General features: G+C 68.8%; 14 protein-coding genes. 2 read left to right on the forward strand and 12 right to left on the reverse strand.

All coding sequences use genetic code 11. From position 1 onward, the window contains the following. Positions 1-136: 136 nt before the first annotated feature. From dusB to VE326_01530, 7 genes are read right to left on the reverse strand one after another with little or no spacing between them, the layout of a single operon-like run. Positions 137-1,279, reverse strand: coding sequence for a tRNA dihydrouridine synthase DusB (gene dusB / locus VE326_01500; protein ID HYJ31872.1), 1,143 nt, complete (start codon positions 1,277-1,279; stop codon positions 137-139). A gap of 4 nt (positions 1,280-1,283) precedes the next feature. Continuing rightward, on the reverse strand, positions 1,284-2,912 hold the full coding sequence (locus tag VE326_01505; protein HYJ31873.1) for a S41 family peptidase: 1,629 nt from the start codon (positions 2,910-2,912) through the stop codon (positions 1,284-1,286). Beyond that, positions 2,909-3,586, reverse strand: a complete 678-nt coding sequence (gene tmk / locus VE326_01510; GenBank protein ID HYJ31874.1) for a dTMP kinase — start codon at positions 3,584-3,586, stop codon at positions 2,909-2,911. Before tmk ends, VE326_01505 begins: the two co-directional genes overlap by 4 nt. Positions 3,587-3,608: 22 nt before the next feature. Next, entirely contained in the window at positions 3,609-4,772 is a 1,164-nt protein-coding gene (locus tag VE326_01515; GenBank protein HYJ31875.1) for an inositol-3-phosphate synthase, read from the reverse strand. 26 nt (positions 4,773-4,798) lie between these two features. Further along, on the reverse strand, positions 4,799-5,449 hold the full coding sequence (locus tag VE326_01520) for a CDP-alcohol phosphatidyltransferase family protein (protein HYJ31876.1): 651 nt from the start codon (positions 5,447-5,449) through the stop codon (positions 4,799-4,801). Beyond that, the gene (gene rsmI, locus VE326_01525) at positions 5,446-6,174 is read right to left on the reverse strand and encodes a 16S rRNA (cytidine(1402)-2'-O)-methyltransferase (GenBank protein ID HYJ31877.1); all 729 of its coding nucleotides are present in this window, start codon (positions 6,172-6,174) and stop codon (positions 5,446-5,448) included. Before rsmI ends, VE326_01520 begins: the two co-directional genes overlap by 4 nt. A 40-nt stretch (positions 6,175-6,214) precedes the next feature. Further along, positions 6,215-7,279: a GntG family PLP-dependent aldolase gene (locus VE326_01530; protein ID HYJ31878.1), complete on the reverse strand. Its 1,065-nt coding sequence runs from the start codon at positions 7,277-7,279 to the stop codon at positions 6,215-6,217. A 113-nt stretch (positions 7,280-7,392) separates the two neighbouring features. Between VE326_01530 and VE326_01535 the strand changes: the two genes are divergently transcribed. Then, a complete protein-coding gene (locus VE326_01535; GenBank protein HYJ31879.1) occupies positions 7,393-8,097 on the forward strand; it encodes a zinc metallopeptidase in 705 nt (234 codons plus the stop codon). A gap of 126 nt (positions 8,098-8,223) precedes the next feature. Here VE326_01535 and VE326_01540 read toward each other — a convergent pair whose 3' ends face one another. Beyond that, positions 8,224-8,502, reverse strand: coding sequence for an HU family DNA-binding protein (locus tag VE326_01540; GenBank protein HYJ31880.1), 279 nt, complete (start codon positions 8,500-8,502; stop codon positions 8,224-8,226). A gap of 395 nt (positions 8,503-8,897) precedes the next feature. On the opposite strand from VE326_01540, the gene VE326_01545 reads away from it, so the two are divergent. After that, entirely contained in the window at positions 8,898-9,815 is a 918-nt protein-coding gene (locus VE326_01545; protein ID HYJ31881.1) for a peptidase, read from the forward strand. Here VE326_01545 and VE326_01550 read toward each other — a convergent pair. Genes VE326_01550 through VE326_01565 form a run of 4 tightly spaced genes read right to left on the reverse strand, consistent with a single transcriptional unit; the run spans position 9,799 to position 12,366 of the window. Further along, the gene (locus tag VE326_01550; GenBank protein ID HYJ31882.1) at positions 9,799-10,350 is read right to left on the reverse strand and encodes a peptidylprolyl isomerase; all 552 of its coding nucleotides are present in this window, start codon (positions 10,348-10,350) and stop codon (positions 9,799-9,801) included. The genes VE326_01545 and VE326_01550 overlap by 17 nt on opposite strands. A gap of 40 nt (positions 10,351-10,390) precedes the next feature. Next, positions 10,391-11,038 (reverse strand): arginine decarboxylase, pyruvoyl-dependent, encoded by a 648-nt coding sequence (locus tag VE326_01555; protein ID HYJ31883.1) that lies wholly within the window; start codon positions 11,036-11,038, stop codon positions 10,391-10,393. Between the two features lie 41 nt (positions 11,039-11,079). Next, entirely contained in the window at positions 11,080-11,799 is a 720-nt protein-coding gene (locus VE326_01560; GenBank protein HYJ31884.1) for a YbbR-like domain-containing protein, read from the reverse strand. A gap of 6 nt (positions 11,800-11,805) precedes the next feature. After that, the gene (locus tag VE326_01565; GenBank protein ID HYJ31885.1) at positions 11,806-12,366 is read right to left on the reverse strand and encodes a hypothetical protein; all 561 of its coding nucleotides are present in this window, start codon (positions 12,364-12,366) and stop codon (positions 11,806-11,808) included. Positions 12,367-12,442 lie beyond the last annotated feature (76 nt).

Below are 12,442 nucleotides of genomic sequence, written 5' to 3' on the forward strand. Positions count from 1 at the left end.
GACTTCGGGAAGATGCTGGCGAATACCGCGATGGTGATCGACCGTGGCCGATGGGGTGTTCTCGAACGGCAGGGCCGCGAACGCTTCGTAGGCCGCGGCCGGGGTCAGCGTTCCGCGACGGACCTTCGCGAGAAGGCTACGTAGCCGAGAGGGATCCATTGCGCTCGTCCGCCTCCGCCAGGCCGGCGCCCGAGCGCCCGGGCTCGTCCTCTTCGCCGCCGTTCGCGTTTCCATGGCCATGACCGTTCCCGTCGCCGTCGCCGTGCCCGTTCCCACCGCCGCCGTTCGGCCCGCGATCGTGAGCCCGGGGATCGGTCTCCAGCTTCTCCAGATACGCGCGCAGGAGCGCCTCGGTCTCTTCCGGCGTCGCGGCGTGATTCGCCTCGCGGCAGAGGGTCGAGTTGTCGTAGAGGCCGCGCACGTACCAGGCCACGTGCTTGCGCATGAGGGTCGCCGCGTAGGGCCCCTTCCGGGCGGCCACGGCGTGGAGGTGCTCGATGGCGGTCTCGATCCGCTCCCGCGCGTCCGGCTCGGGGCCCGGGTCAGCGCCGTCCAACAGCCGCTGCGCGCGCCGGAAGAGCCAGGGGTTCCCGAAGCTCCCCCGCCCGACCATGACCGCGTCGCAGCCGGTCTCGGCGATCATCCGCTGCGCGTCCTCCGGCGTTTTCACGTCGCCGTTTCCGATCACGGGCAGGTCCGGCACCGCCTCCTTCACGTCGCGGATCACTTCCCAGTGCGCCTGCCCCGCGAACTTCTCGGTGCGGGAGCGCGCGTGCACCGTGATCCACTTCACGCCGGAGCGCTCGAGCACCCGCGCCACGTCGGGCGCGTTGGTCGAGTTCTTGTCCCACCCGATCCGGATCTTCGCCGTCACCGGGAGGTTCACGGCGTTCACCACCGCCGACGTGACCCGCTCGAGGCGGTCGAGATCGGTGAGCATGGCCGCGCCCGCCTCGCGGGCGATCACCTTGCGCACCGGGCAGCCGTAGTTCAGGTCCAGCACGTCGAAGCCCAGCGTCTCGACGATCCGCGCGGCGTCGGCCATGACGACCGGATCGGCGCCGCAGAGCTGCGCCCCGATCGGGCGCTCCTCGGCCTTGTACTCCAGCAGCTCATAGGTCTTCGGATTGTTGCGGACGAGTCCGTCCGACGAGGTCATCTCACAAAAGACCATCGCCGCTCCGTGCCTCTTGGCGAGGCGGCGGAACGGCGAGTCGGTCACGCCGCAGAGCGGCGACAGCAGTACGTTGCCTTCGATGCGGATCGGGCCGGCCTGCATCCGATCAGCGAACGGGCGTTTCCGGGTTCTTCACGCGGTTCTTGTGAATCTCGCTCGCGAGCGAGAGCAGCTTGGGCAGGGTCGGCGCCTTGTCGAACAGCGCGGCGGCCGAGCGCACCTGGTCGTCATCCTCGATCGCGACGTGATAGGCCTCCTCGTCGCTGGCGTAGCGGCGCGCCAGCTCGCGGCGGAGCCCCGTGTCCACGAACCGCTGTGCGGCCTGGAGCGAATCGGGATCGTAGTCGAATTTCTCGGTCTTCAAGAGCCCGAGGAAGTCCTCGCGCATCGCCGGCGTGATCGCGTACTTGGGCGGCGCCTGCTGGTGCTTGGCGGCGTAGTGGACCGCGTACTTGAAGAAGAGCTGCTTCGACTCGAGATCCTCGACCAGCCGCGGGTACTTCACCTCGTCCAGCTCGACGTCCGGCGTGATGCCGCCGCCGCCGAACACGGTGCGGCCCATCTCGGTGTGATACTCCGGCTTCGGCTTCTTCGCCCGCATCGAGTCGGGAAGCGCCGGCGTGTCGCTGTCGTCGTCGTCATCCGCGGCCAGGGCGCCGTCCTTGAGCTGCTCGTCCTTCTGGATGCAGCGGCCGCTGGGCGTGTAGTACTTCGCCGTCGTCAGCTTGAGCTTGGGGCCGGTCACGCTCCGCGTGAGCGGAATGACCGTCTGCACGAGACCCTTGCCGAACGAGGTCTGCCCGGCCACCAGCCCGAGATCCAGGTCCTGCACCGCACCCGAGACGATCTCCGACGCGCTCGCCGTGTACTGGTTCACGAGCACGACCAGCGGATAGCGGCTGTGCGGCTGGTCCGACGAGGAGAAGAAGTCCTTGTTCTGCGAGGGATCGCGCCCCCGGGTGTAGACGATCTTCTTCCCCCGCGGCGCGAACTCCTCGGAGACCTCGACGGCCTGGGAGAGGAGGCCACCCGGGTTGTAGCGGAGGTCCAGGATCAGCCCCTTGGGGTTTTCCTTCTCCACCTTGGCCAGGGCCGCGTCCATCTCCTCGCGGCTGCGCTCGGAGAAGTTGGAGAGGCGGATGTAGCCGACGCCGTTGGAGAGCATGCCGGCGTACGGGACGCTCTTGATGGTGATGATGTCGCGGACGATGGTGAAGTCGATCGGCTTGTCGCGCCCTTCGCGGTACATCGTGAGGACCACCGACGTTCCCTTGTCGCCGCGCATCTTCTTCATCGCGTCGTCGAGGGAAAGCCCTTCGGTCGAGGTGCCGTCGATCTTGATGATCCGGTCGCCGCCCTGGATGCCGGCACGCCAGGCCGGGGTGCCTTCGATGGGCGAGATCACCGTGACCCAGCCGTCGCGGATCCCGATCGAGATCCCGATCCCGCCGAACGCGCCGTGCGTGGTGGTCTCGAGGCGCTGGGCCTCTTCCTTGTCCAGGTACTGCGAGTAGGGGTCGAGCGTGCGGAGCATCCCGCGAATGGCCGCGTCCATCAGCTTGTCGCTGGTGACCGGCTCCACGTAGTGATCCCGGACCTTCGTGAGGACCTGGATGAACCGCTCGATGTTGGAATAGGTGTTGTCCTGCGTCTCCTGGACCCGCCCCACAGCCCAGGTGCCGGCGATGAGCGCCGTGACGATGACAACGACCGCGAAGATTTGCCTGCGATTCATTTGGGGTTCCTCGGGTTCGGCCACCCGCCTGGCGGGAGGGCCCGGCTGCGGATCAGGGACCACGCGTCCTCTCGGATTAGACGCGCCACGTCGGCTATCGACTCATTACCCCGCAGTAGCAGGAAACGCTCCGGTTCCCTTGCCGCGAGCTCCAAATACCGCCGACGCACCGCATCGAAGAATTCGGCGCCGGAGCGCTCGATGCGATCCTTGCCTGCCGCCCCGCTCCTCCTCTGGGCCCGTTCGGCGCCGAGCGGCACCTCGAGGTCGAGGAGATACGTCCGATCCGGTTGGATCCCTCCGGTGGAGAGATCGTTCAAACGCCGGATCAGATCGTCGGGGACGGAACGCCCCCCTCCCTGGTATGCCAGGGTTGCGTCAGTAAAACGGTCACATATAACAACTTGGCCGGCTTCCAGCGCCGGCCTGACAGACTGCGCGACGTGCTCCGATCGCGCTGCCATAAAGAGTAGCACTTCCGTGATCGGCTGGATAGACCCCGAGTCGGGGTTGAGGAGCACCTTGCGGATGGTTTCGGCGACCGGAACGCCGCCGGGCTCCCGGGTGAGGAGCACGGGAACGCCGGCCGATTCGAGGTCCTTCGCGAGGGCCGCGGCCTGGGTGGACTTCCCCGAGCCCTCGATCCCCTCCAGCGTGAGGAGGAGTCCCCGCATCGGCCGGCGCGAAATCCCGGCTCTACGCGCTCCGGCGCGCGGCGCGCTTCAGCTTGCCGCGGGGCGCGCGAACCGGCTTGGCGGCCTCCGCGCGCTTCGCCCGCGCCTGCTTCTGGCCGTACTTGGCGATGAAGTCCTCGACCATCTGGCGCGCCTGGTCGTCCGGGAACTGCACCGGAGGGGACTTCTTGAAGTAAGCACTGGGCTCGATCAGGGCGCCCGAGAGCCCGTTGTCCAGGGCCAGCTTGGCGCACCGAACCGCGTCGATCACGACGCCCGCGGAGTTGGGCGAGTCCCACACCTCGAGCTTCATCTCGAGATTCAGCGGCACGTCCCCGAACGTGCGCCCCTCCATCCGGATGTAGGCCCACTTCCGGTCGTCCAGCCACTCGACGTAGTCGCTGGGACCGATGTGGATGTTCTTCGCGCCCAAGTCGTAATCGAGCATGGAGGAGACGGCGTTGGTCTTGGAGATCTTCTTCGACTCCAGCCGCGAGCGCTCCAGCATGTTCAGGAAGTCGGTGTTGCCGCCCACATTGAGCTGGCTGGTGCGCTCCAGCCGGACGCCGCGCTCGCGGAAGAGCCGCGTGAGGACCCGGTGGGTGATGGTGGCGCCGACCTGCGACTTGATGTCGTCGCCGATCACCGGGAGCTTCTTCTGCTCGAAGCGCCGCTGCCAGTACTTCTCCCGCGCGATGAAGACCGGGATACAGTTCACGAACGCGCAGCCCGCCTCGAGGACCTGCTCCACATACCACTTCGTCGCCTCTTCGCTCCCCACGGGGAGGTAGTTCACGACGACGTCGGTCTTGGTTTCCTTGAGGAGGCGCACGATGTCGGCCGTGGAGCCCGGCGCCTTCTGGATGATCTTGGAGAGGTACTGCCCCAGCCCGTCGTGCGTCATGCCGCGCGCCACGGGGACGCCGCTGCGCGGGACGTCGTCGAACTTGTAGGTGTTGTTCGGCCACGTGTAGATCGCTTCCGAGAGGTCGCGGCCGACCTTGTTCTTGTCGATGTCGATCGCCGCGCTGAACTCGATGTCGCGGACGTGGTACCCGCCCAGGTTCACGTGCATGAGGCCCGGGACGAAGTCGGTGTCCTTGGCGTTCCGGTAGTAGTGCACGCCCTGGACGAGCGACGAGGCGCAGTTGCCGACGCCGATGATGCCGACGCGAATCTTACCCATGGTTTGTCTGCCTCCGGTAACCGGGATCAGGCCGGACCCGAACGTGTCAATCGGCGCACATGATACACGCGCTGCAGGACGGTGACGAGGGTCAAAAGGAAGAGGAGACCGAGCACGCCGGGCATGAAGCGGTGGCCCAGGAGCGCGCCCGCCATGAGGGCCAGGAGCCGCTCCGGGCGCTCCATGATGCCGACCCTGCACTCCAGCCCCAGCCCCTCGGCGCGCGCCCGCGTGTAGGAGACGAGCAGCGAGAGGACGAGCGTGGCCAGCGCGAGCACGGCGAGGGTCTGCGCGTCGGGATCGCCGAACGAGCCCTCCACCCCGCTCGAGCGGAACCAGACCGCTCCGCCCGAAGCGCGCGTGAAGTAGTAGGTCGCCAGTCCGCCGAAGAGCGCCCCCTCGCCCAGGCGGTCGAGCGTGGAATCGAGAAAGGCGCCGAACGGGCTCGTCGCGCCGCGCAGCCTCGCGACGTCGCCGTCCAGCATGTCGCAGAGGCCCGTGATCGCGAGCACGAAGGCCGCGGCGAGAAACGAACCGCGCGCCAAGAGGAGTGCGGCGAGCAGCGAGAAAGCGAGCCCGGCCACTGTGATCGCGTCGGGAGTGACACCGCGGCCGGCCAGCCAGCGGGCGATCGGATGGAACCAGGACCGGCTCGTGGTCTTCCAGGTATCGTTCACGCGCGCTCCTCCTCGTCCTCCCCGCGATCCCGCGGCGCCCCTCCCACCACCAGCACGAACTCGCCGCGCGGCGGTGAGGACTCCACCCATGCCAAGAGCTCGCGCAGCGTGCCGCGGCGCGTCTCCTCGAACTTCTTCGTCAGCTCGCGCGAGACCGACGCTGGCCGGTCGCCCCAGGCCGCCGCGAGATCGGCGAGCGCGGCGCGCAGGCGATACGGCGACTCGAAGAAAATGAGGGTCCGCGGGTCGTCGCGCAACTCCTCGATCCGGGCCCTGCGCTTCCCCGGCTTGCGCGGCAGGAAGCCCTCGAACGCGAAGCGGTCGGTCGGAAGCCCCGACACCTCGAGCGCGCAGACCGCGCTGGAGGGGCCGGGGATGGGAACCACCTCGAGGCCCGCGGCCGCCGCGGCGCGCACCAGGGTGAAGGCCGGATCGGAGATCCCCGGCGAGCCCGCGTCGGAGACGATCGCGACCGAGGCGCCCTCCTGGAGCCGGGCGATCAGCTCGGGCGTGCGCCCGTCCTTGTTGTGGTCGTGATAGGAGAGCATCGACGTCCGGATGCCGAAGCGGTCGAGGAGCCCCTTCGTGTGGCGCGTGTCCTCGGCGGCGATGACGTCCACGGCGCCGAGCAGGCGCTGCGCGCGCGGCGAGAGGTCCTCGACGTTTCCGATCGGCGTCCCGACCAGGTAGAGCGTGCCCGGCGAGGGCTCGGCGCCGGGGCTCATCGCCGTGCCTCCGGCGTCGCCGCGACGGGGGCCCGCCGCCTCATCGGGCGAGCGCCGCGCCCGCCGCGCTCCGCATCGCCGCGATCGCCCGCTCGAGCGCCGCGTCGTCCACGTCCAGGTGGGTGACCGCGCGGAAACAGCCCGGACCGCCGAAGTCGAGCACCTTCACCCCTTCGGCTTCCAGCCGCTCCATGAAGCGGGGAAGCAGCGCCTCGCCGCCTTCTACCTCCGCGATGACGATGTTCGTCTCGACGCGCTCCGGATCGATACGGAGCCCCGGAATCTCCGCGATCGCCAGCGCGAGCCGGCGGGCCCGCGCGTGGTCTTCGGGCAGCCGGTCGCGATGGTGCCGGAGCGCATGGAGCGCGCCCGCGGCCACGATGCCGACCTGGCGCATCGCGCCGCCGAAGAGGGCGCGCATCCGGCGCGCCTCGGCAATCTGCGCGGCGCTCCCCGACACGGCGGAGCCCATCGGGGCGCCGAGCGCCTTGGAGAAGCAGGTCATCACGGTGTCGGCGCACGCGGCGTACTCGGCGGGATCGATCCCGGTGGCGGCCGACGCGTTCCAGAGCCGCGCCCCGTCCAGGTGCACGGGAAGGCCTCCGGCGCGCGCCGCCTGGCGGACGCCCTGAAGGCGGGCGAGCGGATAGATCGCGCCGGAGCCCCAGTTCTGGGTCTGCTCGACGGAGACGAGGCCGATCGGCTCGGGACCGGCCGGCGGGCGGGCGACCTGTTCCGGCGCGATGCGGCCGCGGTCGCCGTGAAGGAAGCGGAAGCGGCGGCCGAGGAGCTCGGTGATGGCCTCCCCCTCGTGGTAGACGAGATGGCTGTCGCGCTCGAGGAGGATGGCGTCGCCCCGCCGCGTGGAGGTGGCGACGGCGATCTCGTTCCCCATGCAGCCGGTCGGAACGAAGACGGCGGCCTCCTTCCCAAGGAGCGCCGCGACCTCCTCTTCCAGCCGCCGCACGGTCGGATCGTCGTCGAAAACGTCGTCCCCCACCTCCGCCTCGGCCATGGCGCGGCGCATCGCATAGGTCGGACGCGTGACGGTGTCGCTCCGCAGGTCGACGTAAGACGTTGTCAGATCGTCCTCGATTGGTTGAATCGGGGTGGGGCCGCTGCTAGTCTCAAGGACACGAGCGCGAAACCTTTACAGGATGGCTCAGTATAGGGGAGAGGGGTTCGCGCCCCAACCACACCGTTCCGAGGAGGAAATCGATGTTCCTTCCGTTCTGGGATCCGACGATGATTCTGCTGATCCCGGCGATGATCCTGGCCTTCTACGCGCAGTGGAAGGTGCAGTCGACGTACCGAAAGTTCAGCGAGATCGCTTCCGCCAGCGGCCGGAGCGGCCGCGAGATCGCGGAGCTGATCCTTCGTCAGAACGGGATCTCGGACGTCGAAGTCGAGGAGGGCAGCGGCTTTCTCTCGGACCACTACGATCCGCTGAGCAAGCGGGTGCGCCTCTCGCCGCACAACTATTCCGAGCCCTCCATCTCGGCGCTCGCGGTCTCGGCGCACGAGGTGGGGCACGCCATCCAGCACGCGCAGGGCTATATGCCGCTCAAGTTTCGGACGGCCATCTTCCCGCTCGCGAACATCGGCACCAGCCTCTCCTGGATCTTCATCATCGCCGGGCTCCTCTTCGCGCCGGGCTTCCAGGTGGCCGGCGTCAGCCTCCTGGACGTGGGCATCCTGCTCTTCTCCTTCGCCGTGGTCTTCCAGCTCGTGACGCTGCCCGTCGAATTCGACGCGAGCAGCCGGGCGCTGGTCCAGCTGAACCGGCTGGGCCTGGTGTCTCCCGCGGAGCAGGACGGCGCCAAGCGGGTATTGAGCGCGGCGGCTCTGACCTACGTGGCCGCGGCGGCCTCGGCCGTCCTCCAGCTCGTGCGTCTCCTGATCCTGCGCGACCGGCGGAACTGACCCGCGCGACTTCCGGCCGGCGCTCCGGCGCCAACGTCAAACGGGACGCGGCGGTTCGCTCGCGTCCCGTTTCGTTTTCACGTACGTACGTTCCCGCGGTCCCGGCGCGGCCTAGCCGGGCCGACGCTAGATCTGGGCGACGATGTCCTTCAACTCCTTCGATACCTTGAAGACAGGCACGCGCCGGGGAGGAACGGGCACCGACTCCCCGGTCCGGGGATTTCGCGCCAGACGCGATTTCCGATCCTTCACCTTGAAGGTCCCGAATCCGCGGATCTCGATGTGCTTTCCCGAAGCGAGAGCGCGCGAAACGGCCTCGAGGAACTCGTCGACCGTGTCCGCCACGTCTTTCTTCGTGAGACCGGTACGCTCGGAGATCTCGTCTACGATATCTGCCTTGGTCATCAGCCCCTCCCTAAACCCGGGCCAGTCACGGACCTACGCCGCCCGTACGCGCTGCGGACTATAGACCGGGGGGAAAACGTGTCAAGGCTTTTTCCCGCTGGGGTTTCCGGGGCTCTTCGTCGAATGCAACGCGCGCCAGTGCAGTCGTCCGCGCGCGGGCCCGCGCGGCGGGCGAGCTCCCGACCGTGCGAATCGCACAGAGGCATGCTCTTGAGAGACAGCCATTTAGAGCCGAGCTGGGAAGGCCGATGGAGAGCGCGACTGGCACAGCGGTTGCCTAATTCAAAGATCCGTAACGAATTCGGGAGCCAGGCAGCGCCGGTCATTGATTCCGCGTCCCCGGCCCAGCACCGACCGTGCGCTGCCTCTATGGCTCCCGTTTCGTTGTTCCGTCCGTGACTCGCGCGCGCCCGCGCCGTCGGGTTCTCCTCTTCTTCATCGATGGGATCGGGGTCGGCTCGAGCGACGCCTCGATCAACCCCCTCGTCTCGCTCGACCGTCCCGTGCTCCGCCTGACCGAACGTGAAACGCCGCGTTCCGCGGCCGCGGGCGCTCCCGCCAGCGCCCGGGGCGTGGACGCCTCGCTGGGCATCCCCGGGCTCCCCCAGAGCGCGACGGGGCAGACCACGATCCTCACCGGCGTGAACGCGCCCGCGGCGATGGGACGGCACGTCTCGGGCTTACCCGGACCGACCCTCCGGCGGATCCTGGCCGAGAGCTCCCTTCTGAAAGAGCTGGCCGAGCGTGGACTCGACGCCACGTTCCTGAACGCGTTCGGGCCGCGCTTCTTCGAGGCCGAGCCGCGGCATCGCCGCCTCTCGGCGACCACGCTGGCGACCCTGGCCGCGGGCGTGAAGCTGAGGACCTGGGAGGATCTGACGGAGGGGCGCGCGGTCGTGCACGACCTCACCCACTGGCGCATGCGCGACTACGGCTTCGATCTCCCGCGCCGCGAGCCGGAGGAGGCGGGCGCGATCATCGCGCGCGAGGCGATGCGGGCCGACTTCTCGCTGTTCGAATACTTCGAGACCGACCGCGCCGCGCACGCGATGGACCGCGCGGCCGCCGACCGCTGCCTGGACGACCTGAGCGCCGCGCTCGAGACGGTGCTGAGCCAGGCCGATCTTCGCGAGCTTCTCGTGCTCGTCGTGAGCGACCACGGAAATCTGGAAGACTTGCGGGTGAAGACGCACACGAAGAATCCGGCCTTCTTCGCGGCGTGGGGGGCATGGGACGGCCTCCCGGAGCCGCGAAGCCTGCTCGATATCGCTCCGCTGGTCCGGGAGGCCCTGGGCGCTACTGCAGGCGCTTGATGATGTGGTAGCCGAAGGGGCTCGCCGTCTGATCGTAATCGGCGATCCCGATCTCGCCCACCTGCAGCTTGAATCCCACGTTGCCGAAGGCGGGCACCATCGAGTCGCGGGAATACTCCCCCTGCGCCGGCGGCACGCCGGTTCCGCTCATCTTGTAGATCCCCGGAGGGGAATCGTCCGTGTACTTCTCCACGAGCGCATCGTAGTCCTCGCCCTTCTTCGCGCGCTCGAGGATCTCGTAGGCCAGCTTCTTCGCCTCGTCGCGGCTCCGGGTGATGTTCTTCCCCGGGACCGATCCCGAGAAACCGATCAGGATGTGCTGCACGGTGATGTGCGCCGGCGCGGGCATCGTCGTACCGCTCGGCGTCGGGGTCGGGGCCGCAGCCATGGGAGTCTCCTTCGCGGGCGGGGCGGTCGAGTCGCTGCTCACCGTCGCCGCCGAGTGCTCGGTCTTGGCGCAGCCGAGCGCCGGGATGAGAAGCAGGGCGGCCAGGACGGCGGCGCGCGGCGGTGACGTGTGCGGATGGTGAGTCATTCCTGTGCCTCCGAAACGGGAACGCGAGCGGACGCGCCGCTCAGAAGATGAGAACCGCCGACGCCAGGACCGTCGTGAACCCCTTGGCGGAGATGACGGCGGACTGGGTCACGTTGAACGTGCGGACGATCTCGCCCGAGATCTTGAAGACCTGCTCCTTCTCGTCCCAGTTGGCGTTCTCGTCGAACTCGACGCCGAGGGTCGACGCGAGCATGGACGCCGCCATGTCCTCGGCGAAGTCGCCCGCCACCTCGTCGGTCTGCCCGTACGCGTGGTGCTCGCTCAGGTAGCCGTAGCGGTTCTTGTCGGCGGGCAGCGCGCAGCCGATCGAGGCCGCGATGAGGCGGCGCATCTCGTTCGACGCGATCCGCGCCATGACGCAGAAGGCGATGCTCCCCGGGGCGATCAGCTTGAACCCCTCGTCCTTGGGGATGATCTTGCAGTTCGGCGGAAAGATGCTCGAGACGTGGACCAGGTTCAGCTTCTCGATCCCGGCGTCTTTCAGCGCCAGCTCGAACGACCGGAGCTCGTCGCGATGGCTCCCGACGCCCTTCGTGAAGAAGATCTTCGTCGGGACGAGCGACAGGCCCGCCAGGGGGGCGCGCCGCTCGACTTCGGGGAATCCTCCCGGTCCGCCGGTTTCGACGGCCGAGGCGCCCGGCGGATTGGGATCGGTGGTTCGCTTCATCGTGATGCGGTCTCCTTGGTGATCGTGCCCGGGCTTCGCGCTCAGGAGCCGCCGGGAGTTCCGGGCGGCGCCTCGTCGGCGGCGGTCTTCGCGAAGCGGACGGTCACGAGGCAGCGGCGCGGCTCGACCGAGAGCCGCAGCGGGCCAGGATCGATCTCGACCTGGCGCTGGATTTTCTCGCGTTCTCCCGTGATGTCAATTGGAAGCGTGCTGAGGGAGTCGAGCGGCCCCACGACCGACCGGGGCCCCCGGACCTCCACCGACTCCGGAACGGCGACGGCGGGCCCCGAGAGCTCGTACCCCGCGGCCGGCGCGCCGGTCAGGCGCAGCGCCACCCGGACGCGCTTCTGGCGCTTCGGCTCGATGACCAGGTCCACGGCCCGCGGCTCCTCCACCTCGGTCACGGCGACGAGCTTGGAGAGCTCGGGCGGGAGCGCTTTCCCCGCCACGTCGTCGGCGGTGATCGTCGAGCGGAACGGCCCCGGCGCGGCGTGCGCCAGGTCCACGGGCAGGTAGGGGCTGGTGAGCCCCAGGCGGATCAGATCCTTCCACTTCCCCCGGATCTTCACGCCGACCCGCTCGGGCGGATGCCCGCTCACGGCGAGCGAGTCGGGAAGGCCGGTCAGCGTGAGCGGGATCTGGAGGATCGACTCGCGCTGCTGCTCGGTCACGACGTGCGCGTAGAGCAGGAGCGCCAGCACCAGCGACGCCAGCTTCAGCCCGAGATTCCCGAAGAGGATTTCGCGGATGCGGGCCGCCATCGGCCGCTAGAAGCCCGAGGCCCCGGGCGTCCCCAGCTCCACCCAGTATTTGGTCCCGCGCGGGTCCACCTGGTCCACGCTCCGGCCGCTGACGACCGAGAACTTGAGCCCCGCGTTGGCGGGCACGTCGGGAAAGTAGATCCATCCTTCGTCGGGACCGTCCAGCCAGAGGAGGCGCGTGCCGCTGAAGCGGATGTCGCCGCCGTCGGGAACGGTGCGCACGGCCTTCTCGCGCGTTCCCGGGAAGAGCCAGAGGAGCGGTCCCCCTTCGAGGTAATAGAAGTACTGGAGCGAGTCCACGGTCCCCTCGTGGCGCTCGATCGGCAGGATCGCGATGAAATCCCCGCCCCGCCGAAGGAGGAGCACGTTGCCCGCGACGAGATGAAGGCGGATGTTGTGGACCTTGCCGGGGCGGCCGGGGATCGAATCGGGCACTTCCTCCAGCAGGTGCACCAGCCGGACCGACGCGCTTCCGACGGCCGCGCGCGCGGGCGCCGCGGCGGACGCGAGGGCGGCGGCGATCGCGACCGAGAGGAATGCGGCGGCGGCGATGCGGCGGAAGGGCATGGCCTTCGAGTCTCACACGCGCGTTCCGGACCGGTCAACGGAAACTGCCTCGCGGCGCGGCTTTCCTTGACGCGCG

Source organism: Candidatus Binatia bacterium, from assembly GCA_035631035.1.
Classification (GTDB): domain Bacteria; phylum Eisenbacteria; class RBG-16-71-46; order SZUA-252; family SZUA-252; genus DASQJL01.